Below are 23,215 nucleotides of genomic sequence, written 5' to 3' on the forward strand. Positions count from 1 at the left end.
GTCAGGCTAGGGGTGGTACGGCACTCCTACGGCGCGGAAGACATATTCCGGCGGGACATCGAAAGACAGCGATCGTCTGGGGAGGCGCGAGAGGATGTCCTCGGGAATGGAGACCTTGTAATGCATCGAAAGTTCGCCGCTGAAGCGCGAATCGACGCCGGCGATGTCGACAGCGAGCTGCATACCGGCCGGGGAGAGCTCGGCGGTGACGGCCCCGGACTGCGTTGCGTCCCATCGTTGATCGATGGTGCGGCCGGCCAGTTTCGGAACCGTCGACATCGTGGCGAGGACACGCTGGTTGGTCAAAGCCAGCGAGCCCGCATAGCTGGTGACGTTCGCATTCGCACGTCGTCCCGGGATCTTGCCACTGAACCGTCGGGTCACCGGTAGGTACTCGGCGAGGAAGAGCACGCCCTCGGCTTCCACCTCGGCCCGCATATCGTCGGGTAGACCGCCGATACGGAGCAGCTTGCGCAGGAACACCGCCATGGGCAGTCACACTAACGGCCCGACGATCCGCGTGGTAGAGGTGGACGATGGCATCACACACGCCTCGGCTGGTGGCATCGGCGCTGGCCGCGGTCGCGGTGTATGCCCTGCTGTGGGTCGGTGTCGCGCAGCAGTGGACGTGGTCAACCGACTTCGATTCCGCTGCGCTCGGCGCCTTCTACCCGATCGGCGTAGACCATCCGGGATGGGTGCTCGGATGGGATATTTTCTGCCTCGCTCTGGGTCCGGGCATGTTCCGCGTGGTGACCATTGCTCTCATCGTCGTCGCGTTCGTGCGCCGCCGGATCCGCATCGCGATATTCCTGATCGTCACCGTCGAACTGGCCGGACTCGTCACCGAGATCGCGAAGGGAGCCGCCGACCGTCCCCGCCCGGACACCGCGTTCGTCACCGCGCTGGGAACATCGTTTCCCTCCGGCCACGCCCTCGGGGTGCTGGTCGCGGTCTTCGCCCTGCTGACCGTCGCTCTGCCCGCCGTGCGTCCGGCTGCACGCGCTTGGCTCATCGGCACGGGCATCGCCATCGTCACCCTGATCGGGGTCGGCCGGGTGGTGCTCAACGTCCACCACCCGACCGACGTCGTGGCCGGATGGGCTTTGGGTTACGCCTATTTCGTGCTGTGCCTCCTGCTCGTGCGGCCGTCGCGGCCGATCACGGAAGCGGCCGAAACACCGGAAGCGCCCGGTATCGCACGCTGAAGCTGGCGGTTTCGCACTCGGTTCCGATCTCACCGTCGTGCGCCAACAGCGTCGGACCGTCGACTGCGGTGAACTCGAACTCGGGGACCCGCATCTCGTGATAGAACGGGCTGCGTACGAGCCGGCCGAGCGCGACGTCAACCAGAATGCGCAGCTTGCTGAACCGGTGACCGGTCTCGAGGATCCGGACGTCCATCAGCCCGTCGTCCATCCGGTCCCGCCGCGACGGCGCGAATCCCGAGGGCAGATAAGCCGAATTGCCGAGGAAGAACAGGAACGTCTGCAACGTCTTGTTGTCGTAACGGATGCGGACCGGATCCTCGTGCCGCAACGTGTGATACATCGCGTAGAGCCCGGCCAGCGGCTTGCCGATCTTGCGTTCGTGCTTCTCTCGGGTGCGCACGAACGCCGGGTACGCCCCGATGCTCGCGGTGTTGACCACCATCTGATTTTCGTTCAGACACACCATGTCGACGCACGCGACGCTGCCCTGCCGAATCGCGTCGACGGTCTTTTCCACCGTCTCGCAACCGATGTCCTTCGCGAAGTGGTTGAACGTGCCGCCCGGGAACACCGCCAGCGGCACACCCGCCTCGATGGCGGCCGCCGCCGCGCACGACACCGTTCCGTCTCCGCCCCCGATCGCCAGAACCTCGGCGCGCTGAGCCACCGAGCGCAACGCGGTCGCGAAGTCGTCGTCTCCGGAAAGCTCGACTATCTCCGCGCGTGGCAACGCCTCTCGGACTTCTTTGAGAATGTCTGCTCCGGTCCCGCTGCCAGACGCGGGATTGACGACCAGTACCACACCTTCCCCCTCCGGTCGCGGCGGCGTTTCCACTCGCAGCGGATCCGCGGTCGGAAGCCTCGTCGGCACCATTGGAGGCACCACCCGTCCGCCCAGCACCGCAACCGCCGCACCCAGACCGAATCCGGCGATCACGTCTCCGGGGTAATGCGCGCCGACGGCGACGCGGGACAACCCGACGAGCCCCGCGAGAAGCGCCAGGGGAAGACCGAGCGACGCGCTCTCCAGGCCGACACCCACCGCGAAGGCGGCAGCGCTGGCGGAGTGCCCGGACGGAAGCGAGTTCGACGTGGGTCGGCGTCGCGTGCGACGCACCAGCGGCACGGAGTCGAACAGCGGGCGGGGCCGTCGCCGGATGCGCTTGGCGCCCTGGTTGGTGATCAAGCTCGTCGCCGCCAGCGTGAGCACCCCACGCACCGCGCCGCGCCGCGCGCTCGGCTTACCCGTGGCGGCCAGGGCAGCCGCGATCGCGAACCAGAGTTTGGAGTGGTCGGCAGCGCGGGTCAGCGGTGGCATCACGGTGTCGAGTAGCGGGGTCGGCGACTCGGCGATCGCGTCGAAGACCTCCTGGTCCAGCGCGCCGAGACCGTGGGTGATTCGCCGTAAGCCTGCGGGCCGGCCGACGACCTGCGCAATATCCATCTCCCCAACGTATCCACGAGTATTGACAAATAATCTTGTCAAGAGCATCGTGGCGTCATGCTCGACGTGGAAGTGATCGACGATCCCGCGGCCGCGGTCAGTGCGCTGGACCCGATCCGCGGTCGACTGCTCGCCGAGCTCACCGAACCGGCCTCCGCGGCGGCGCTTGCCACGCGGGTCGGGATATCGAGGCAGAAGGTGAATTACCACCTGCGCGCACTCGAGGAGCACCGGCTCGTCGCCGAAGCCGGCGAACGCCGGTGGGGTGGCCTGCGCGAGCGCTTGCTGGTCGCCACGGCCGCGTCCTACGTCGTGTCGCCCGGCGCGATGGGACCGGTCGCCGCCGACCCCGGCCGCACCAGCGACCGCCTGTCCGCCAGCTACCTGATCGCCCTGGCCGCCCGCGCCGTTCGCGAAGTGGGGGAGCTCTGGGCGGTCGCCCGCGAGAAGAACAAACGGCTGGCGACCTTGTCGATCGACACCGCTGTCCGCTTCCGCTCACCATCCGACCGGGCGGAGTTCACCCGCGAGCTCTCCGACGCGATCACCTCGCTGGTCGCGCGCTATCACGACGAATCCGATCCGCAGGCGCGCGGCTACCGGTTGCTGGTCGCCGCCTACCCCGCCCCGAAGGAGGACTGAAATGCCCTTGCACAGAGACGATTCCGGTATGCGCCGGGTAGCGGTGGAAGTGCTCGTGCCCGGAACACCGGAGCAGGTCTGGCATGCCATTGCCACCGGCGCCGGCATGGGTGCCTGGTTCACGCCGACGACGGTCGAGGAACACGTCGGCGGCGCCATCAGATTCGACTTCGGCGGCGAGAGCTGCGGGACGGACGCCTCGGGCGGGAAGGTGACCGCCTGGGAGCCTCCGCATCGCTTCGCCTACGAGGAGCACGACTGGAGCGGCGACGCGCCGCCATTTGCCACGGAAGTGACGGTCACCAGCCGCTCCGGGGACCGCTGCGTCGTCCGGATGGTGCACAGCCTGTTCACCGATCGAGACGATTGGGACGACGAGATGGAGAGCTTCGAATCCGGTTGGCCCGGCGCATTCGAAGTGCTCAAAATCTACCTCTCCGATTTCGCGGGCTTGCCAGCGTCGAGCGTCCGGGTCATGTCGGTTCATCCGGGCGACGAGTCGCAGGCGTGGACGAAACTCACCGAGGCGCTGAACCTCGCGGGCGTGAACGTCGGCGAACATCGTGAATCCGCGCGCGACGCGCCACGTCTCGCCGGTGTTGTCCAACGCGTACACCAGGACAACACCGTTCGTGACCTGATATTGCGCATCGACGAACCCGGGCAAGGCGTCGCGGTTCTCGGCACCTGCACGGTCGCCGGTCAGACGAGCGCCATGGCCAGCGTCTTTCTCTACGGCGACGACGCCGCCGCGATCGCAAAGGAAGAACACGACAACTGGTCGTCGTGGCTGCGTGGCTTACTCGAAGGGCAGCACACCGCGACTTAGCATGTGTCGGTGCGCCGACTGCTGACCCTCCTGTGCGTGAGCCTGCTGGCCCTTGCGACGGCGCCCCTTGGCCAGGCGCAGACGGTGCCATGGTTCGCGAAATCGGTGGGTTCGGCCACCCAGGTGATTTCCGTTGTCGGCGTGGGTGGGTCGAAAGCCAAGATGGATGTCTATCAGCGGACCGGTGCGGGTTGGCAGCCGGTCGCCGCGGGCATACCGGCCTGGATCGGCGCCAACGGCATGACTCCGCAGAGCCATGACGGCGAAATGAAAACGCCGATCGGCGTTTTCACGCTCGACTTCGCCTTCGGCACCGCACCCAACCCCGGCGGAGGTCTGCCGTACGTGCAGGTCGGGCCGGACCACTGGTGGGACGGTGACATGAAGAGCCCGACCTACAACACCATGCAGGTCTGCAAGAAGGCGCAGTGCCCGTTCGACACCGACCCCGCCAGCGGCACCGAGAACCTCCAGATCCCTCAGTACGTGCACGCGGTCGTCATGGGGGTCAACAAGGCGCGGGTACCTGGCAATGGAGGCGCATTCTTCCTGCACGCCACCGACGGCGGGCCGACGGCCGGATGCGTGGCGATCGACGACGGCAAGCTGGTCGAGATCATGCGGTGGCTTCGGCCGGGGGCGCTGATCGCGATTGCTCAGTGAGTCAGATGTTCAGTGCACGACCGGGTTTCACCTTGAAGTTCAGCGCCTCGAGCGACATCGACGCGTCATAAGTGCGGTCGTACCCCGTTTCGCTGATCCGCCACCCGTCGCTCGTGCGCCGGTACCGGTCGTGGTAGAAGCCCGCGCCTATCAACATGAAGTTGAAGTCCGGCGCGATCACCCGGTCCTGCAGGTACCACGTGCCCGTCGCTTCGTCGCCGTCGACGGTGATCTCGGGATGGGTGACGCGGTGTTCGGTGATGATCTCGGGACCCAGCGAGTCGCGCATGAACTTGACCAACTCGTCGCGGTTGGTGAAGTGATGTTCCTCGCCGATCGATTCGCCGTACTTACCGACCACATCCTCGGTGAGGGTGTCGGCGAACTCGTCCCAATGCTTGGTGTCGAGTGCGCGCAGGTACCGGTACTTCACTTGTTGGATCTCGTCGATGTCACCCATGCCCGTCATTGCAACACAGCACAGTCACGGCGCGTACAGTCCGGACATGAAATTCGTCGACGCCTACGTCAAGTCTCCGTTCGCGGGACTGGCGCCATGGATCCTGATGGCGGTCGTCGCAGGACCCGGCCGGTTCGAGGAAGCCGCCTCGGCGGCGCTGGGTCTGGCTCTGCTCACGTTGTGGGTGGGCACCCGTCGCGGCGCCGCGGTGCATTCACTCGAGGTGGTGACCGTCGCCTACTTCGCAGTGTTGGTCGTAGTGGGTTTGGTTGCGCCGGATTCGGTCATCGACTGGCTGCAACTGTGGGCCGGTGAACTGAGCAACATCGTGCTGGCCGTGTTCGCCGTCGGCACGCTGATGATCCGCCGGCCGTTCACGATGGCGTACGCGAAGGACACCACACCTCCCGAGCACTGGGACAGTGCACCGTTTCGGCGAATCAACTATGCGATCACCGGTGCCTGGGCCGGCGCATTCGTGGTGTCCGCCATCGCCGGTGCGATCGGGGATGCTGTTTTGGGTGACAACGACAACTTCTGGACCGCCTGGATCATTCCCATCGGCGCCGTCGTCTTCGCCGCGTCCTTCACCGAGTTCTACCCCGACTACGCGACCGGAGAGTCGAACTCGTGGTCGGGTGTTATCGACTGGCTTCCACCGTTTCTCACCGTCACCGGAATCGTCGGCTGGGTGTCGGACTCGACGTCCGTCACGGTGGCGATCGCGCTGATCGCGGTCGGTGTTATCGGCTCGATCGCTGTTCGGCGGCTATTGCCGGAGAAGCCGATATCTACTGCGCCGCAGTGAGGTTGCGGGTCGCTGGACCCTCGAGCAGGGTTCCGTCGGGTGCGAAGCGTGAGCCGTGCAGCGGGCACTCCCACGATTCGTCGGCGTCGTTCCAGTTGACGATGCCGCCAAGGTGCGGGCACACCGGCGACACGCGGTACTCGCGGCCGTCGACCACGCTTCGCGCCTCCAGGTCCCATGGCGGGCCGCTGACCACGCCGCCCTCCTCCGGGGTGCGGTTGAGGATCCTGGTGACCGGAGTGATCCACCCGCGCGTCAGATAGAGCGCCACCTGCGCGTTGGTCTGCATCGCCTTGGGGATGCCCGACAACTCGTGCGGACTCCAGCTGTCGAAGGCCTGCGCCCAGTCCATCCGGCCCCCGAGGATGCGGCTCGACAGCGCCAGTGCGGCAGCGGTTCCGTTGGTCATGCCCCACTTGTCGAAACCCGTTGCCACGAAGATCTTGTCGTTGCCGGGCAGGATCGGGCCCACGTAGGGCAATTCGTCGATTGGTGAGTAGTCCTGTGCGGACCAGTAATGGGTCTGCATCGCGCCGGGGAAGTGCAGCTTCGTCCACTGGTCGAGCTCCTGTACCGACGAGGCCGGGCTCTTCTCGTGGCCGACGGGATGCCCCGCCCCACCGGCGATCAACCGATCGCCGTCCGGCGTCGGCGCATAACGCAGCGACCTGGTCGGCGAATCGGCCGAGATGTACATGCCCCGTGTGATGTTGCCGGGCACCTTGTAGGCCATGCAGTAGGAGCGTTGCGGTTTGAGGCGAGCGAAGAAGCCGCCACGGTCCAGGATGGGGATGCCCGTCGCGAGGACACATTGCTTGGCGTGCACGTCGAATTCGTCACCTGCGGTGGTGCGCACATTCAGGGCCAGTTTGTCGCCCTCATTCGAAACCTTCTGCACCCGAACGCCTTGCGCCAGCCGTCCGCCCCGTTCGTCGAGCTCAATGACCAGGCTGTCGAGCAACGGCATCGGATCGAACTGTGCCTGGTCGGCCAACCGGACAGCACCGTGGAAGGGGAACGGCACGTCGGCATCGTCGACCCAGTCGACATCCAATCCCGCGGCCTCGCACGCCTCGAGCTCCTGACGCACAGAGGACACACCCTTCTCGGATTGTGCATAGGTGTAGGCGTCCTCGCGTTGCACCGACAGCCCGTGCGCCTCACAGTGCTGGACCAGCCACTCCAGGCCCTCACGGTTGCCCTCGACGTACTGCTTGGCGGTCCCGGCGCCGTGTTTGGAGACGATCTTCGACAGTTTGGTGCTCTGCAGCAGGCTGATTTTGGCGGTGGTATTGCCGGTCGCGCCGGCCCCGACGCGTTGTGCTTCGAGCACCAACACGTCCTTGCCGGCCCGCGCCAAGAGCACCGCGGTGATGAGGCCGGTAATTCCGGCGCCGACCACGACGACGTCGGCCGACCGATCCGATTCGACCAACGGGTCCGGCGGTGCCGGCCGCTCGACGCGGTTTGCTAGCCACAGAGATGTCATGGTATTGCAGGTACCCGTTTGGCCCACCCCAAAACCGTGGCGGCCGAACGGGGTTCGCACGGAGTGTCTGACCGGTTCCCGGTGGTCGGGGGACTATCGTGTGGTCCGTTATGAGCGACCCATTGGGGTTGTCGATCGGGACGACGAACTTGGTCGCGGTACGCATCGACAATCGAGCCGATCAGCCCGTGCTCCGTCGTTCGGTATTCACCGTGCCGGACGGCACCGTGATGTCCGGGTTCGTCGAGCGGGTCGGCGACGATGTGCCACTGGTCGCCGCGGACGGATCGTCACACTCGGCCGACCGGCTGTTGGTCGCCGCGCTCGCCGATCTCGTCGAAGCCAGCGGTGCGCCGGCGTCCGACGTCACGCTCGCCGTCCCCGCGCACTGGGGACCGGCCACCCTTCGGACCCTGCGCAGCGCGCTGCGGGGCCATCCCGTCTTCGGCGCCGACGGTACGACCACCCGACTCGTTTCGGATGCCAAAGCGTCGCTGACCGCGCTGCAAACCGATCTCGGAATCCCGACACAGGGTGTGCTGGCACTGGTGGACTTCGGCGGCGGCGCGACCGGCATCACGCTGGCCGATGCGGGCGACGCGTTCGAACCGATCGACGAGACGACTCGTCACACGGAGTTCTCCGGCGACCTTGTCGATCAGGCTCTGCTCAGCCACGTTCTGGCAGGGCTGCCTTCGGGCGGAGACGACCCCACGAGCACGGCCGCCGTGGGGTCACTGTCGCGGCTGCGAGAAGAGTGCCGCGACGCCAAGGAACGGTTGTCGACACACGAAGCGACCGACGTCGATGTGCAGTTGCCGAACCATCACTCCGTGGTTCGGGTGACCCGAGATGAGCTCGAGGCTTTGGTCGCGACACCGCTCGAAGGTGTCTTGGCCGCGATCGATGACACGCTGCAGCGCAACAGAATTGGCTGGAAAGACTTCGCCGCTCTGGTCGTCGTCGGCGGTGGCGCAGGCATGCCGTTGATTCGGCGGCGGCTGGCCGAGCACTCCGGCATGCCGGTGTTCGCCACCGCGCAACCGGGGCTCGACGCCGCCAAGGGCGCCGCGTTGATCGGCGCGTACACCTCGGCCGCCGAGGCGCGCACCGGCTTGGCGCCCGTGGTTGCCGCGGACGCCCCGACGGGTCTGGCGCCGGTGCCGCCGACGGAGACCGAGTCGCCGGGGACATCGACGGTTGGCGCGCTGGCCTGGTCGCAGGACGACGCGGCGGGCGACCCCGTGCCCTACACCGGCTCGGGTCCCTACGAGACCCCGTATGACTCCGGGCCGATGCGCCCGCCGCCCGTGCAGTACGTGGCCGCGACGACGGGGCCGATCGACGAACCCCGGATCTGGCAGCGGCTGCCGGGGCTGGTGATGGGCGTTGCGGCGGCCATCGCGGTGGTCGCCGTCGGCGGAGTGGCAATCGCCTTGACCAGCGCGACCGGCAGTACCGGCGTGACCGAGGCGCCGCGGACCGCGCCGGTTCCGCCGCCGTCGGCACCGCCGCCCGAACCGGTCGCACCCGAGGCGCCGCCGCCACCCGTCGAAACCGTCACGCTGCCCAACGACCCGCCCCCTCCGCCGGTGACCACCGAAGCACCGCCACCTCCGCCGCCACCGCCGACGACGACCGTCGTCACCACGACACAACCGACGACCACCACGACGACAACGACCACTACTACGACGACGACCGCAACGACAACGACGACAACAACCCCGCCCACGACCACGACCACTGCGCCCACCACGACGATCTCTTCCGCCACGGCGACCACCACGCCGATGACGACGACCTATCTGACTGTGCCGTTCGTGCCGGTGCCGATTCCGATCCAGGTGCCGCAGAACCCTTACCAACCGGTGCCATAGCCCCAGCTGTCGGATAATGCGGCGATGAACCGGTTACATTCCGTCGCGGCGGCCCTGGCGATCACGGCGACGATGGCAGCGCCGTCGGCGGCTGCCACACCCGCAGAGGGTGACATCGAGCGCACCGACCTGGCGAAGGGCACGACGGATGCGCCCATCGCGATCGTCTCCGTGGGCCAGCCGACCACCCTCTACGTGCAGAACCTCGTGCTCGCACCGGAGTCGAGCAGCGGCTGGCACACCCACCCGGGCCCGGAGTACTCGGTGATCAACGGCGGGGAGGTGAGTCTGCAGACGGCCGGCGGCTGCGTGCCTGCGGTCTTCCGCGCCGGGCAGGCCATCTTCGTCCCTGCCGGTGTCCCACATGTGGTGTCCAACAGGGGCTTTGAGCACGCAGAGGCGACGGTCACCTACACGTTGCCCGCCGACCGTGCGGTGCGGGACGACGCACCGGCCGCCTGCCCGTAGGCCTAACGCCCGTACGTGTACTCCGGCTCGTGGAACCGGTTGATGATCGGGATCCGCTCGATGATGCGGTCGCGCAGACGTGGCTGCGGCGGCGGGACGTACGCCGGTGCCGGCGGGGGCGCGTAAACCGGCGGTGGGGCGTAAGCCGGGGGAGCGCCGGCGGGGGCCGGTGGTGTGTAGGCCGGTTCGGGCGCGGTGTACGCCGGCGCGGGCGGTACGTAGGCCGGTGGTTCGTAGACCGGTTCGGCGGGGGGAGCGGCGGGCGGCGGCGGAGGGGCGGCCATCGCGATGGTCTGTGCGACGACCGGCTTCGCTTCGGCGGGCGTCGTGACCTTCTTGCTGTGGATCTCGTTCTCGACGGGCCGCGGCGCCTCGTCCGCGACGGCCACGGGTTCCTCGTCAGTGGCCCGCGGGTCCTGGCGCGTGGACGAGCTGTCGCCCGTCAGAGTCAGGCCGACTGCTGTCGAGGTCGACACCACGAACGTCACCACGGCGGCGACGAGAACCGATGCCAGCGCCCCGACCCGCGACGGTGCTTTGGTCGCCGGGGCGTCCAGCCTGTTCACCGCCCGCGCCGACGCCAGCGCCGCTCCGCGTGCCAACGCCAGGTCGGCTTCGGCGGCGGAGAACACCGGGGAATCCGTCACGTAGCCGAGCGTCGAGGTAATCAGCTCGACATCGCGGGCCGACCCGACCACGAAAATGGCCTGCGGCCGCCATTCGTTGAGCTCGAGCATGGCGATCACGCTGCTGGGCAGCTCGACGACGTCCGCGCCGTCAAGGGGTCGCGCGATGCGGTCGACGGTCACGCCGTCGCGGTCGACCATCGCGACCACCGCGGCGTCGGGTTCCACGATGCACACCGCGACGTCGTCGTAGTCGGCGATCTCTGCGATGCCCGCCGCCAGCACATCGCCCGCTTCCAGTTCGGAGACCGCGATCGCGTTGCTGTAACCGCGGGCGGCAAGTGCGTCCAGCACATCGGAGGCCACGGTTTCGGCCTCGTTGGTCCAGGTGACGCCGATGGCGTGGATCGGGCCGTCGGCGACATCGGCGAGCGCGACGTTGAGCAGATCGTCGGGATCGACCTCCGCGTCGAAGTCGAACGATCCGCGGTCGACGGTGGCTCCTTCGCCGGTGGTGCCTTCGACGAGCACCCACCGAACCGTGCTGGACGTCATCGACAGGCCGAGCACGAGGTCCATATCGTGTCCCCGTTCTTGCGGTGAATCAGGCTCTGAGGCTACTCCTCCCGCAGGTGGCATTACCCAATCAGTCCGTACCCGAACAGCACAAGATTTACGGGCGGAACGTCACACCGCCGTCGACGCTGATCGTCTGCGCGGTGATGAAGCTGCCGTCGTCGGAGAGCAGTAGCGCGGCCAATGCGGCGACGTCGTTCGGCGTCCCAAACCGGGACTTGATCATCTGCCGTGCGCGGGCCTGTTCGACGACGCCGTCAGGCATCGGTTGCTGGTCGAATTTGTAGTGCCAGATCAACCCGGGCGCGATCGCATTGCATCGGATGCCCTTGGGTCCGTACCGACGCGCGATATGTCGCATCAGCGCCAATTCGGCCGCCTTGCTCATGGCGTACGACACTCGGGTGCCCGCGCCGTTGTAGGCGTCGATGGAAGCGGTGAACACGATCGAACCGCCGCCGCTGTTGACCATCGCGGGGATGGCGTGCTTGGCGCAGATGACGAACCCGCGGGTGTTGACGCGCATCACCTCGTCGAACGCTTCGAGCGGAAGCTCGATGACCCCGTCGGGCAGATAGGCATCCGCCGCGTTGGTGAAGTTCACATGCAGGCCATCGAGGCGACCGAAGGTGTCGACAGCCAATGCGACCGCCGCGCTGACGGACTGCTCATCTGAGCCGTCGAGATGCGTGCCGCGGATCCGCTCTCCCCCCGGGTCGATCTCGTCGGTGACGCGTTTTACCAGCTCAGCGTCGATATCGCCGAGCACCAGACGGGCTCCCTCGGCGGTGAACCTGTGCGCCAGCCCGTTTCCGATGCCGCCGAGGCCCGCGACGATGATGACCTTGTCTTCGAGCAGTCCCGTCACGCTTGGACATGATCCACCCTGGTCGAGCGCCGACCCAGCGGACCGTCCCGGATTGCGGCAAATGTAACGGTTTGATATACAACCCTGCGTGGGTCGGCACTCCGTAGCCAAGAAGCGGCGCACGTCACCGATGGGCGTGGCCGCAGTGCTCGGTCCGGCCGCAGTCTTCTTCGCGGTCGGGGGAGACGTCCACCTTCAGGCTCGTCCGGCCCCCGAAAGCAAGCCCGTCGTCGAAGAGGTTGCAGACAGCCAACCGTGCTGTTTGGAGATCGTTGCTGCCCCGCCGATAGCACCCGCGGCGGCCACCGGTCATGTCAGTCCCGGCATTGCGGCCGACGCCATGGTTGCTGCGGCGCGCTACCGCACCGTCGATCGATCTCTGCCGGTCGGCATCGCACCTGAGGGCGGCCTGCAGGTGAAGACGATCCTGGCGTCGCGGGCGATCAGCGAGGCTTTCCCGGAGATCAGCAATATCGGTGGCGTGCGACCCGATTCGCTGAGGTGGCATCCCAACGGCTTGGCGCTCGACGTCATGATTCCCAATCCCGGTAGCGCCGAGGGGATTGCCCTGGGCGACGAGATCGTCTCCTACGTCCTGCGCAACGCGAAGCGCTTCGGCTTGCAGGATGCGATCTGGCGCGGTGTGTACTACACGCCAGATGGCGCACAGCGGGGCGGCTACGGCCATTACGACCATGTGCACATCACGACCCGCGGCGGCGGTTACCCGACCGGGGACGAAACCTACCTGCGCTGACGTCGTCGTCAGTGATGCCCACCGTCTTGCTGTTGGCTGTCAATCGGGGCGGGCGCAGAGTTGGTCACGCCGGGCGCGGTGGGCGCCGGCACACACGTAGGTGTGCCATCGACAATCGATTCACTTCCGCTGCATGCCGGTTCGGCGACCGATGGCGTGGGAGCACCGCCCAGCGCGGTGATGACGGGAACCGCCGCGAGCGCACATCCGAGAACCGCCACACCGGCGCATCGGCTAACAACTCTTGATAGTTGGGACATGGAAACACCTCCCTCGACAGCCTCGGCAGAAACGCTTGGCTAATTCGAGACGTTGACTGCGAGGCTAAGGTGAGACTATCGCCGAATCGCCGTGAATATCATGGAATTCCCCGCCCGCCCACCGCTGAGGGCACTGGTGTGGAGCCGCGCGTGTGAACAAATCGTGACAGACCTTGTCTTGATCGTGGACGGGGAGTTTCATTGAGGGTCTTCCGGGAAGTCCCAAGCAGCCCTGTCGATCCCGGAGAGGCGGATACCGGTCATGGCCGACAACCTCACACCGCACTTCGAAGAAGTTCAGGCGCACTACGACCTGTCCGACGACTTCTTTCGGCTCTTCCTCGATCCCACCATGACCTACAGCTGCGCGTACTTCGACCGCCAGCGCGACATTCCACTCGAGCAGGCGCAGCTCGCCAAGATGGACCTGTCCCTCGGCAAGCTGGGCCTGAGACCGGGCATGACGCTGTTGGACGTCGGCTGCGGGTGGGGAAGCACGATGCGTCGGGCCATCGAGAAGTACGACGTGAATGTGGTCGGCCTGACATTGTCGGCCCACCAAGCCGCGCACGTGCAGAAGATGTTCGACGAACTGGACACCGAGCGCGCCACGCGGGTACTGCTGCACGGCTGGGAGGAGTTCGACGAGCCCGTCGACCGGATCGTTTCCATCGGAGCCTTCGAGCATTTCGGATACGACCGCTACGACGATTTTTTCGCGATGGCCCATCGAGTCATGCCCGACGACGGGGTGATGCTGCTGCACACGATCACCATGTTGACCGCGGAGCAGATCGTCGAACACGGGCTTGAACTGTCCGACGAGCAGGTGAGCTTCAACGAGTTCATCGCCAGGGAGATTTTCCCGGGGGGACAGCTACCGGCGATCGAGATGGTCGAGTTCCACGCAGCGAAGCTGGGTTTCACGGTGACTCGCAGGCAATCGCTGCAGCTGCACTACGCCAGAACCCTCGACCACTGGGCCACGGCGCTCGAGGCACACCACAGCGAGGCTGTCGAGATCCAGTCCGAAGAGGTCTATCAGCGATACATGCGATACCTGACCGGTTGCGCCAAGGCGTTTCGCGACGGGTACATCGACGTCAACCAGTTCACCCTGAGGAAGTAAGCGTCGACCGTCAATGTGTCGCGGGAGACAAACCGTACCGTCGTCTGACGTCGTCGAACCAGTCGGGCGTCGCGTATGTCAAACCGTATTTCGTTGCGAGTTCAGTGAACTCGGCTGATTCGTGCAACGGGGCGCTGGGCTGTGTCGTTGCCTCGCCGGACATGAGCAGCTCGCCGAGTTCGCGGAAGTAGTTTTCGAAACCACCTCCCGGAGTGATGATTTCGATGATTCGCCCCGGTTCGCTTCCCGCATTCCACATAGCGTGCATCTGACCGCGGGGTTTGGTGATGTAGCCGCCCGGCCCGAGCACCACTTCGCTGTCGTCGGATCGGAAGCCGATCTCGCCGGCCAGTACATACGAGTGCTCATCTTCGCGCGTGTGGCGATGCGCCGCGGTGATCGTGCCGACCGGGAACGGATGCTCGACGATCGACACCAAGCCGCCAGTGGTCCGGCTGACGAGCTTGAAGACCGCCCCGAAGCCTGGGATGGGCACGACATCGCCTTCGCCGGGCTGCATCACAGTCAGCACGGCGTCCTTCGTCATGGACATGGGAGCCTCCCCGCTACTCGGGCCAGCTGTTGTTCAAGATGAGGTCGACGAAGTCCTGCCGCTCGAACGTCGGGTCGAAGTGCGCCAGCACATCGGCGTTCATCGTCCCGAAGGTGGTTTCCGGGCGATGTTTCATGCCGTCGTTGAAGGCCGCCAGGATGCGGTTCTTGAAGTCGGGACGGGGATGGGCCGCGGTCACCGCGTCGATGGCCTCCGGTGTGAGCTCTTCGCGGCCGATCCCGACGACGTCCGCCTCGACACCGGCGATCACCAGCGCGATCTCGGGGTCGAGGAATTGCGGTACACCCGGGGTGGTGTGCAAGGCGATGCCCAGCCAGACCTTCCGGGCATCGGCGGCGTCGACGCCGCGCTCGAGCAGGAAGTCGCGGGCGGCGTTCGCGCCGTCGACTTCGAAGCGCAGTTCGGAGGTGCGGTAGCGCTCGGTGAGACCCAGGTCGTGGAACATGGCGGCGACATAGAGCAACTCGAGGTCGGGCTTCAGCCCCAGTCGGTTGCCCCGCAGCGCGCCGAACAGGAACACTCTGCGCGAATGGTCGAACAGCAGGTCGTCTTCGGCGTCGCGAATGTAGTCGGTCGCCTCGCGCACCAGCGCGCTGTCGGGTATCGCTATGCCGGCGATCGTTTGGATCGATTCGATGCTCATCGTCAGCCTCCTCACATGTGGACTCTTGCGATTGAGTCAACGCACGCCGCGGCTCGTGCGCACACGGCTAATGAGCCGTTCGGCCCACAAAATGCGACACAATGGCGCTGTGGTGGCGGGTGCCTTCTCGCGGGTGGTGGTGATTGTCGTCTTCGACGAGGTCACGATGCTGGACGTCGCCGGAGCCGGCGAGGTCTTCGCCGAGGCCAACCGGTTCGGCGGCGACTACCAGATCAAGATCGCATCGGTTGACGGACGCGATGTGACGACCTCGATTGGGATCCGCTTGGGTGTCACCGACAGCATCGCGTCCATCGAATCCGCCGACACCGTCCTGGTGGCAGGCAGTGACAACATTCCGGCGCGCCCGATCGACCGCGCACTGGTCGAGGCTGTGAAGTCGCTCGCGGATCGGACTCGGCGGCTCGGTTCGATCTGTACCGGGTCGTTCATCCTTGCGCAGGCCGGTTTGCTCAGGGGGCGGCGTGCCACCACGCATTGGCGTGAAACCCGAAGACTGGCAAGGGCTTTCCCGGACATCACCGTGGAGCCGGATGCACTGTTCGTCCGTGACGGCGACATCTTCACCTCGGCCGGGGTGTCATCGGGCATCGACCTCGCGCTTGCGCTGGTCGAACAGGATCACGGCGCCGACCTCGTGCGTGATGTGGCTCGTTGGTTGGTCGTATACCTCAAACGCGCTGGCGGACAGTCGCAGTTCTCTGCGCTCGTCGAGGCGAACCCACCGCCACAGTCAGCGCTTCGAGTGGTGACCGAGTCGATCGCGGCCAACCCTGCAGGGAACCACAGCGTGAAATCGCTTGCGCTGCGCGCTTCGTTGAGCACTCGCCAGTTGACACGACTATTCCGTTCGGAGCTCGGGATGACTCCTGCCGAGTACGTCGAGATGATCCGAATCGATGCCGCCCGTGCAGCACTCGACGCCGGCCGCACCGTCACCGATACGGCACACCTCGCAGGCTTCGGCAGCACGGAGACCCTTCGGCGAGCGTTCGTCGAACACCTCGGTGTATCACCGAAGGCTTACCGGGACAGGTTCCGCACCGCCATCCGGGGCTGAGTCAGCCGACCTTTCGCAGCTGGAACGGGCTTTGGGACACGACGCCGCCCGCGCAGCCGTAATTGGAGTCCGAGGACAGCACGCCACTGAGCGTTGTGGGATCGACCGACATCGACACCACGGCCGGTTCGTAGCTGCCGTCTTCACAGGTGAGGCCGCCGGGCTTGGAGACGGTGAAGGTCCAGCGGCCGCCAGAGAACGTGGCGGGCGTCTGCCATCCCTGGTTACTGGCGACCGTGCCGGTACAACCGGCAGGACCACAGCTGGTCGCGAAGGTCAACACCAGAATGGAGTCGCCGTGCACTTCGGTGTAGGACCCGTTGAGCAGCAGAGGATCGGCGGACGCCGCCCCTGCGAGTGCAACGCATGCGGTTGCCGGCAAGGCGACCGCGATTGCCAATGTGTGCAAGACCTTTGTCATAGTGACTCAGGAATTTACGGTTCTGTCAGCCCATTTCACGGTGACGGGACACGGCAATACCCGGTTGTGTCCGTGATGTCGCTGAATCGAGACCTTCGACGCGTTCGGCCGTTACGGCGCCGTCTTGCGCCGACGGCCTGACAGGAGGAAATACACCACCGCGCCGATCGCCAGCGCGCCGGCGACGGCCGCGCCGATGGCCACCGGCTTCACCCACGTATCTTGGGCCGGCGGCGCAGTTTCGTTGCTGGTCAACTGAACCTGGTACCCGGGGAGGGGACCTTGTGACGGCGCGACCAGTCCCGGTAGTTGCTGTGTGCTGGTGATCTCGAACAAGCGCTCACCGCCTCCGGTCTTGGTCCAGCGCCCCCACGCGGGGGTCTCCTCGTCGAGAAGCACGCGGTGACCACCCACCGACGGGTCATCGCCGAGATCGGCCAGCGTCTTGACCCGGAACGGTTTCGACTCTCCGTCCTTGTACTTGAGCTGTACGAGCACGTTCTTGAAGGTCGTCGGCGGCTTGGGTTTTGGCGGCGGCGGCTGACCGGGAGCCGGCTGATAGCCGCCACCGGAAAAGCTTCCAGTGGACACCGTGACCGGCTTGCCGGAGGGGTCGCGGTTCACCGCCGTGAAGCTGTACACGCCGGGATTGGGCACCGTGAGTACGGCGCGACCGCTCGGTGGGACGTCGACGACGCGGGTGGTGTTGTTGTACGGGTAGACGATCTGCAGCGGCGTTTTGTACGGATTGGTGAAGACGGGCCGATACCAGCGGTCATAGCCGGTCCACCTCGAATTCCATTGCGTCACTGGGCTGCTCCACGTTGAGGACGTGGTGGAGGTCGTGGTCGTGGTGCTGGTGAACGACTCCAGCGATTCCGTGAGTTCGGTGACCTCCGTCTCCGACGCGGACTCCGACTCGACGTCCACCGCATCGGCGCCGTGAGCCTCGTCGAAGTCTCCCTGCGACACCTCGGCGATGTCGGGGTCGGCGGTGTCGGCATCGATTGCCGGGTCGGCGACGTTCGTGTCCGGGTCGCCGGGATCACCCGGGTCGCCGGGATCACCCGGCGCCTCGCCCGGTTCCGGCTCGTCTGGTGCTCCTCCCGGTCCCGGTTCGTCGGGTGCTTCGGCCGGCCCCGCCTCATCGAGCGCCGGTGCGTCCGGCTCGGGAGCCTCGCCGACCGGCTCGCCCGGGTCCTCCGGGGCCGGTTCTTCGACGGGTTCTGCGTAGGAGCCGGAGTCATCGACGACCTCGGTCGAGTCGCCGTCCTCGTACGGATCGGCCAAAGCCGGCGATATGGCACCCAACCACATGGCCGTCGTGACCGCGACCGATGACAAGGCGAGGGCGCCGCGCCGGTAGAGGGCGCTTCGAGCTTCGTTCACGTGATCTCCCGTCGTGTGCCGCCTGGCGCGCGTATTGGCACAGACTTGCGACCTTGGCAGATTCTTCGCGGCCATGGCGGCAAACACGCCGCGGAAGTCCAGCGGTGCCGCTCTGCAGACGATCCCCCTCTACGGTTCTTCGCTTCCTCAGCAATGCTCGCGGCCGCCTCGAAGCCGACAAGGGTCGTGAGGCCCATGATCCGGGACGAATAAACCCGCCGGCCCATTGAAGTGGGCCGGCGGGTTGGGGGTGGGGTGGTCAGTGTGCGGTCTTGACCTGGGTCGAGGAGACCGTCATGGGCTGGGGGGTGTGGGAGCCGGTGGCGGGGTCGACGCCGTTGTTGTGGGCGGGCTTGCCGGTGTAGGCGCCGTGGGGGGTCTTGGGGAAGGCGATGTGCTGTTCGCTTTGGGCGATGCCGGGCTGGGGGACGCCGACGCCGTTGCCGTCGCGTGCGGCGTCGAGCTGCTCGTCGAGTGCCTGGCGGGCGTTGGCGACCGACTGCTGGGCGGTGCCTGTCATCTGGGGGCCGGTGGTGTTGGAGGCGGTGTCGGCGTTGGCGGTTGCGGCGAGGATGCCGGCCAGGGCGGCCAGTCCGAAGACGACGAGGGCGGCGGTGGCGGCGATGCGGTTCTTGATCATCTGAGTTCCTTTTCTCGGGGCCATCTGGTGTGGCGTTGAGAAAAGAATCGAACGCAGCCCTCAATGGAACCTCAATGCCGCATTCATGCTGCTCAGCGGTCAATGAGCGGGTGACTCCTCGGGTGCGATCTCGAAGGTGAACTGGTGCCCGGCGATGTCGATGACGTCGCCGTCGCCGAGCGCGGTGCTGCCGCGAACCCGCTCATGCCCGACCACCACGCCGTTGCCGGACCGCAGGTCGTTGATCACGAAGCTCGCGCCGGTGTCGATGATCGTCGCGTGGTACCGGCTGACTTTCGGGTCGTCGATGACGACGGTGTTGTCGGCTCGACGCCCGATGCCGGTCACCACGGTTTCCAGCGGATAACAGCGGCCCGCGACATCGCGGAGCTGCGCTCGATTGGATCTGGCCGCCGCCGTCATGGTGGTCGACAGATGGCTCTCGAGCATGGTGACGACGTCGGAGGCGTCGCTCTGCGCGATCCGCGCAACGTCCAACGGCTCCTGGCGCAGGATCCGCTCGTGCAGCGTGCGCAACGACGGTCCCGGGTCGATGCCCAGTTCCTCCGACAGTGTCGATCTGACACGGCGGTACGCGTCCAGCGCATCGGTCTGCCGCTCGGCCAGATAGTAGGCCGTGATCAACTGTGCCCACAGAGGTTCCCGATAGGGGTGCTCGCCGACGAGATCCTCGAGCCCGCTGATCACTGAATCGGCACGTCCGCAGGCGATTTCGGCTTCAGCGCGCAACACATGCGTCGCCACCTTGTCCTCGACGAGTGCTGTGGCGAACGGCTCGACGAAGCGAAATTCCCGTAGGTCGTCGAGAACCGAGCCGCGCCACTGCGCCAACGCGGCCGACAGCCGGTCGGTGGCCAGCCCGAACCGGCCCGCCGCCGCCGCCTGCGCCCCGGCCGCCTTCTCCGTGTTGAACCGCCCCAGATCGCAGGCCGCGTCGGGCACGTTGAGCTGATAACCCGGTCGGGCACTGGCCAAGACGGCCTTCGCGTCGGCGCCGCCCGAGCCGAGGACCTTGCGCAGGTTCGCCACGTAGACGTGCAGGTTGTGTATCGCATCGGCTTCCGGCATGTCTTCGTCCCAGATCGCCGCGATGATCGAATCCCGCGGCACGGGGCGGTTGCGGTTGATCAGCAGCAGCGCCAGCACTGCGCACTGCTTCGGCGTTCCCAACGGCACCGGCTGGCGGTCCACGCTGACACGCAGCGGACCCAACACACCGAAATCGAGGCCCGACGCAACCATGGCCCCCTTTGTCATCAACCGACCGAGAGTTTGATCACGGGGTCGGAGCCCACATCGGTGACATAGACGTTGCCCGCTGCGTCGACCGCGACTCCCTGCGGGTCGTTCAGCCCCACGAAGGGCAGCGGAATCGCGGCCCTCGTGCCGGGTCGCAGTTCGACGATCCCGGCGTTACCGCGGTCGGTGACGTAGACGCCGCCTTCTGAGTCGATAGCCACACCGTGGGGCTCATTCACCCCGGCGAACGGGAGTGGAGTGGCCTGCGACGCGCCGGCTTCCAACTTCAGCACCCGATTGTTACCGGTGTCGGTGACGACGACACCGCCTGCCGGGCCGACGGCCACGCCGCGGGGGTCGTTGAGACCGCTGAACGGTACCGGGGTGTGAGTCGCTGCGCCCGTCGCCAGAAACAGCACCCGATTGTTGCCGCGGTCAACGACATAGACGTCGCCGTTCGGCTTGACGGTGATACCGCGGGGATCGTTGAGTCCGCTGAACGGCAGCTGAATCGCCGCGGGTGCGCCGACCGGAAGCCACATCACCCGATCGTTACCCGAGTCGGTGACGTAAACATCGCCCTTGGCATCCACCGCGATATCCCGCGGATTCTTCAGACCCTTGATCGGCAGCTCAGTCGCGGCCGCCGCACCGGGTTCCAGCCGCATCACCCGATCGATACCGACGCCGGTGACGTACGCGGTTCCATCGGTTTCGACCGCGATTCCTGCGGAGACATGAATCCCTGTGAAAGGCAACGGAGTTTGCGATGAGAAGCCCTGGCCGACAGGTATGGGTGAAGAACTGCTCGCGTCGGATGACTGTCGCCCGACGATGACGACTCCAGCCACGACGACCGCCACCACTGCCATCGCGGCCGCTGCCATGAGACCGACAGCCTTCCGTGACAGTCGTTTCCGTCGTTTACCCGATGCCTTGGCAACAGCGTCGGCGTCGCCCAACGCCGCCCGGGCGGCCAGCGCCAGATCCTGGACGGTCGGGTAGCGGTCATCGGGGTTCTTGGCCATCCCCTTGGCGATGACTGCATCGAAAGCCGCCGGAACGGCGGCGTCGCTGGCACTGGGCTGCGGCGGCGGAGTGTGGAGGTGATGGGCGATCATGCCCTGTACGCCCATGTCGCTGGCGAAAGGCGGCTCGCCGGTGAGGCATTCGTACAGCACACACGCGAGTGCGTAAACGTCCACGCGTGAATGGGTTTTCACAGCGGCACCGATGGCCTCCGGCGCCATGTAGGCGGCGGTGCCGATGGTTTCACCAGCCTTGGTCAGCGTGGCGTCTCCTGAGGCGTGAGCGATGCCGAAGTCGATCAAATAGGCGAAATCGTTGGTGCACACCAGGATGTTGGAGGGTTTGACATCGCGATGCACCAGACCCACGTCGTGGGCAGCCTGAAGTGCGCCGGCCACTTGGGCGATGATCGCGACCGCACGCGCCGGAGGCAGTGCGCCCTCTTGTTTGATCAGCGTGCGTAGGTCCGTGCCGTCCACCAGTCGCATGTTGAGAAAGAGCCGACCGTCCACATCGCCGAAGTCGTGGATCGGGATGACGTGCGGCTCGGTCAGCTGTGCCACCGCCTCGCACTCCCGCCGAAACCGTTCGCGTGTCTCCCGGTCGTTGGCGGAGTGCTCGGGCAGCACCTTCAGCGCGACCACCCGATTGGTCTGCGAGTCGCGTGCCCGCCACACCTGGCCCATGCCACCTGCGCCCAACAGCGACAGCAACCCGTAGCGGCCGAAGTGCCTTGTGGGTTTTTCGTCGCGCTCCACGCGCCTGCGTGCAAGGGGGTCGTCGCCGGTTCCCGCTCCCGGCCTTTGCGTGGCGTCGCCGCCGTCTCTGACCGTGTCATCCACTGTGCTGCTGACCCGGCTCTCTCGCGACGAATGCCTTCACGGGCCAATTTAACCAGCCGAAGCGTCAATTGGTCGATTGTTGCGTTACGAGGTGTGGACGACTTCGGCGGCCGCGACTATTGCGTTGGCATGTTGGCGAGTTCGACGGCCCGGTTCAGCGTCTGACGGTCGACGACGTCGGCGGCGTTCATGGGCTGGGTGAGGACGTCCGATTCTCTCGCGATGTCGATCATGAACTTCACGCTCTCATCGGTGAGCCCGCCCTCGTCGGTCCATAACGGGTGCTGCTGGATGAGCGCGAACAGCTCCCTCAGCGATTCGTCGGAGGGGGGTGCTTCGACGTATTCGTCGACTCCACTTTGGAACAGCGCGAAGTCGCTCTTCAGTGTCTTCATCGCACGCAACGTGGTGGCACAGTACTTGGCGGCGAGTTCGCGGTTCTGTGCGAGCCAATCCGCGCGGGCGGCCTGGGCTACCTTGATGAACCCGGGGGCATTGTCGTAGAGGGTGGCGATCAGCACCGGCTGATTCACCATTGCCTTCGCACCGTCGTACTGGGTGTCGTGAATCACGGTCGCATCCAGGTCGCCTGCGACCCACGCATCCAGTCGGGCGCTCGAGCTTTCGAGGATCTGCTGATTAGGAATCTCGTGGACGTCGCGGTGCTCGCCGACGCCGCTCAACAGCGCGTTGAGCACGATGGCTCCAGAGCCACCGGGGCTGTCGATCCCCACGCGGGTCGACGGCTCGAACAGCTGACTGGCGTTGTGCACACCGTTGGCACCGGCGAGGACGAAGTCATCCATGCTGACGTAGGGGCAGAACACCTTGACGTCCTCGCCGTGCTCGCGCGCATCCAAGATCGCGGAGACCGACGTCGCCAGAACCTGAGCTCGGCCGTCGCGCAGGGTCTGTACCGCGTCGATGTGGGTGTCGTATTGGATGATGTTCTGCTCGACGCTGAGGGGCAACCCGAAGTCGGACCCGTAGCGGTCAACGCCATAGACCAGCGGGATTTGTGACGGCTGTGGTTGTGAGCCCAGCACGATGCGCAGCGACTCCGCGGTGCTCGGCGCGCCCGGTTGGGCTACGGCGGAAGTGCAGCCGGCGAGCGTGAGCGCGCTGGCAGTACCGATGGCGATCAAGCACGTCGCACGTCGTCGAGCACTCTTGGTTGGCATGGGTCTCCCTCGTTTTGTTGGTTGGGGAGAACGTACAGGTCAAAT

24 protein-coding genes are annotated in these 23,215 nt (G+C 66.1%); 10 read left to right on the forward strand and 14 right to left on the reverse strand.

Annotated features, from left to right (window positions below; genetic code table 11):
- Window positions 1-6: 6 nt before the first annotated feature.
- Window positions 7-489 (reverse strand): hypothetical protein, encoded by a 483-nt coding sequence (locus tag A5759_RS24595; protein WP_068201971.1) that lies wholly within the window; start codon window positions 487-489, stop codon window positions 7-9.
- 47 nt (window positions 490-536) lie between these two features.
- On the opposite strand from A5759_RS24595, the gene A5759_RS24600 reads away from it, so the two are divergent.
- Window positions 537-1,208, forward strand: coding sequence for a phosphatase PAP2 family protein (locus A5759_RS24600; RefSeq protein WP_068201973.1), 672 nt, complete (start codon window positions 537-539; stop codon window positions 1,206-1,208).
- On the opposite strand, the gene A5759_RS24605 is transcribed toward A5759_RS24600, so the two are convergent.
- A complete protein-coding gene (locus A5759_RS24605) occupies window positions 1,162-2,655 on the reverse strand; it encodes a bifunctional phosphatase PAP2/diacylglycerol kinase family protein (RefSeq protein ID WP_068201974.1) in 1,494 nt (497 codons plus the stop codon). The two genes, A5759_RS24600 and A5759_RS24605, sit on opposite strands and share 47 nt — an antisense overlap.
- Before the next feature lie 57 nt (window positions 2,656-2,712).
- On the opposite strand from A5759_RS24605, the gene A5759_RS24610 reads away from it, so the two are divergent.
- Genes A5759_RS24610 through A5759_RS24620 form a run of 3 tightly spaced genes read left to right on the forward strand, consistent with a single transcriptional unit; the run spans window position 2,713 to window position 4,789 of the window.
- Window positions 2,713-3,297 (forward strand): helix-turn-helix domain-containing protein, encoded by a 585-nt coding sequence (locus tag A5759_RS24610; RefSeq protein WP_068201976.1) that lies wholly within the window; start codon window positions 2,713-2,715, stop codon window positions 3,295-3,297.
- A 1-nt stretch (window position 3,298) separates the two neighbouring features.
- Entirely contained in the window at window positions 3,299-4,126 is an 828-nt protein-coding gene (locus A5759_RS24615) for an SRPBCC domain-containing protein (protein WP_068201978.1), read from the forward strand.
- A gap of 9 nt (window positions 4,127-4,135) precedes the next feature.
- Window positions 4,136-4,789, forward strand: a complete 654-nt coding sequence (locus tag A5759_RS24620) for a L,D-transpeptidase (RefSeq protein WP_068202038.1) — start codon at window positions 4,136-4,138, stop codon at window positions 4,787-4,789.
- A gap of 1 nt (window position 4,790) precedes the next feature.
- Here A5759_RS24620 and A5759_RS24625 read toward each other — a convergent pair whose 3' ends face one another.
- Entirely contained in the window at window positions 4,791-5,249 is a 459-nt protein-coding gene (locus A5759_RS24625) for a nuclear transport factor 2 family protein (protein ID WP_066848308.1), read from the reverse strand.
- 46 nt (window positions 5,250-5,295) lie between these two features.
- Here A5759_RS24625 and A5759_RS24630 point away from each other — a divergent pair, with 46 nt between their 5' ends.
- Window positions 5,296-6,057 (forward strand): hypothetical protein, encoded by a 762-nt coding sequence (locus A5759_RS24630; RefSeq protein ID WP_156617019.1) that lies wholly within the window; start codon window positions 5,296-5,298, stop codon window positions 6,055-6,057.
- Here A5759_RS24630 and A5759_RS24635 read toward each other — a convergent pair.
- Entirely contained in the window at window positions 6,041-7,546 is a 1,506-nt protein-coding gene (locus tag A5759_RS24635) for an FAD-dependent oxidoreductase (RefSeq protein ID WP_066847695.1), read from the reverse strand. The two genes, A5759_RS24630 and A5759_RS24635, sit on opposite strands and share 17 nt — an antisense overlap.
- Before the next feature lie 110 nt (window positions 7,547-7,656).
- On the opposite strand from A5759_RS24635, the gene A5759_RS24640 reads away from it, so the two are divergent.
- Together A5759_RS24640 and A5759_RS24645 are read left to right on the forward strand one after the other, a co-directional pair.
- On the forward strand, window positions 7,657-9,426 hold the full coding sequence (locus A5759_RS24640) for an Hsp70 family protein (RefSeq protein ID WP_068201980.1): 1,770 nt from the start codon (window positions 7,657-7,659) through the stop codon (window positions 9,424-9,426).
- 24 nt (window positions 9,427-9,450) lie between these two features.
- Window positions 9,451-9,894, forward strand: a complete 444-nt coding sequence (locus A5759_RS24645; RefSeq protein WP_068201982.1) for a cupin domain-containing protein — start codon at window positions 9,451-9,453, stop codon at window positions 9,892-9,894.
- A gap of 2 nt (window positions 9,895-9,896) precedes the next feature.
- Here A5759_RS24645 and A5759_RS24650 read toward each other — a convergent pair whose 3' ends face one another.
- Both A5759_RS24650 and A5759_RS24655 read right to left on the reverse strand, forming a co-directional pair.
- The gene (locus A5759_RS24650; protein WP_068201984.1) at window positions 9,897-11,099 is read right to left on the reverse strand and encodes a hypothetical protein; all 1,203 of its coding nucleotides are present in this window, start codon (window positions 11,097-11,099) and stop codon (window positions 9,897-9,899) included.
- A 94-nt stretch (window positions 11,100-11,193) separates the two neighbouring features.
- Window positions 11,194-11,964 carry an SDR family NAD(P)-dependent oxidoreductase gene (locus tag A5759_RS24655; protein WP_068201986.1) on the reverse strand — a complete coding sequence of 257 codons (771 nt, stop codon included), beginning with the start codon at window positions 11,962-11,964 and terminating at the stop codon, window positions 11,194-11,196.
- Window positions 11,965-12,052: 88 nt separating this feature from the next.
- Between A5759_RS24655 and A5759_RS24660 the strand changes: the two genes are divergently transcribed.
- Together A5759_RS24660 and A5759_RS24665 are read left to right on the forward strand one after the other, a co-directional pair.
- On the forward strand, window positions 12,053-12,721 hold the full coding sequence (locus A5759_RS24660) for a hypothetical protein (protein ID WP_197506194.1): 669 nt from the start codon (window positions 12,053-12,055) through the stop codon (window positions 12,719-12,721).
- A 522-nt stretch (window positions 12,722-13,243) separates the two neighbouring features.
- Window positions 13,244-14,110 carry a cyclopropane mycolic acid synthase family methyltransferase gene (locus A5759_RS24665; RefSeq protein ID WP_068201990.1) on the forward strand — a complete coding sequence of 289 codons (867 nt, stop codon included), beginning with the start codon at window positions 13,244-13,246 and terminating at the stop codon, window positions 14,108-14,110.
- A 10-nt stretch (window positions 14,111-14,120) separates the two neighbouring features.
- On the opposite strand, the gene A5759_RS24670 is transcribed toward A5759_RS24665, so the two are convergent.
- Together A5759_RS24670 and A5759_RS24675 are read right to left on the reverse strand one after the other, a co-directional pair.
- Entirely contained in the window at window positions 14,121-14,663 is a 543-nt protein-coding gene (locus tag A5759_RS24670; protein ID WP_068201992.1) for a cupin domain-containing protein, read from the reverse strand.
- 13 nt (window positions 14,664-14,676) lie between these two features.
- Entirely contained in the window at window positions 14,677-15,327 is a 651-nt protein-coding gene (locus A5759_RS24675) for an HD domain-containing protein (RefSeq protein ID WP_068201994.1), read from the reverse strand.
- Window positions 15,328-15,418: 91 nt separating this feature from the next.
- Between A5759_RS24675 and A5759_RS24680 the strand changes: the two genes are divergently transcribed.
- On the forward strand, window positions 15,419-16,408 hold the full coding sequence (locus tag A5759_RS24680) for a GlxA family transcriptional regulator (protein ID WP_197506196.1): 990 nt from the start codon (window positions 15,419-15,421) through the stop codon (window positions 16,406-16,408).
- Between the two features lies 1 nt (window position 16,409).
- Here the strand turns inward: A5759_RS24680 and A5759_RS24685 are convergent, their stop codons facing one another.
- The 6 genes from A5759_RS24685 to A5759_RS26410 all read right to left on the reverse strand — a co-directional run bounded on the left by A5759_RS24685 (window position 16,410) and on the right by A5759_RS26410 (window position 23,170).
- Window positions 16,410-16,829, reverse strand: a complete 420-nt coding sequence (locus tag A5759_RS24685) for a hypothetical protein (protein ID WP_068201997.1) — start codon at window positions 16,827-16,829, stop codon at window positions 16,410-16,412.
- 111 nt (window positions 16,830-16,940) lie between these two features.
- Complete coding sequence (locus tag A5759_RS24690; protein ID WP_068201999.1) at window positions 16,941-18,218, reverse strand: hypothetical protein; 1,278 nt, start codon at window positions 18,216-18,218, stop codon at window positions 16,941-16,943.
- Window positions 18,219-18,477: 259 nt separating this feature from the next.
- On the reverse strand, window positions 18,478-18,858 hold the full coding sequence (locus A5759_RS24695) for a hypothetical protein (RefSeq protein WP_156617020.1): 381 nt from the start codon (window positions 18,856-18,858) through the stop codon (window positions 18,478-18,480).
- Window positions 18,859-18,957: 99 nt separating this feature from the next.
- Window positions 18,958-20,136, reverse strand: coding sequence for a BTAD domain-containing putative transcriptional regulator (locus A5759_RS24700; protein WP_068202003.1), 1,179 nt, complete (start codon window positions 20,134-20,136; stop codon window positions 18,958-18,960).
- On the reverse strand, window positions 20,136-21,905 hold the full coding sequence (locus A5759_RS24705) for a serine/threonine-protein kinase PknD (protein ID WP_068202044.1): 1,770 nt from the start codon (window positions 21,903-21,905) through the stop codon (window positions 20,136-20,138). Before A5759_RS24705 ends, A5759_RS24700 begins: the two co-directional genes overlap by 1 nt.
- Window positions 21,906-22,105: 200 nt before the next feature.
- Window positions 22,106-23,170: an ABC transporter substrate-binding protein gene (locus A5759_RS26410; RefSeq protein WP_231984734.1), complete on the reverse strand. Its 1,065-nt coding sequence runs from the start codon at window positions 23,168-23,170 to the stop codon at window positions 22,106-22,108.
- Between the last annotated feature and the right edge of the window lie 45 nt (window positions 23,171-23,215).

It is taken from the genome of Mycobacterium sp. 852014-52144_SCH5372336 (assembly GCF_001665615.1).
In the GTDB taxonomy this organism is placed as follows: domain Bacteria; phylum Actinomycetota; class Actinomycetes; order Mycobacteriales; family Mycobacteriaceae; genus Mycobacterium; species Mycobacterium neumannii_A.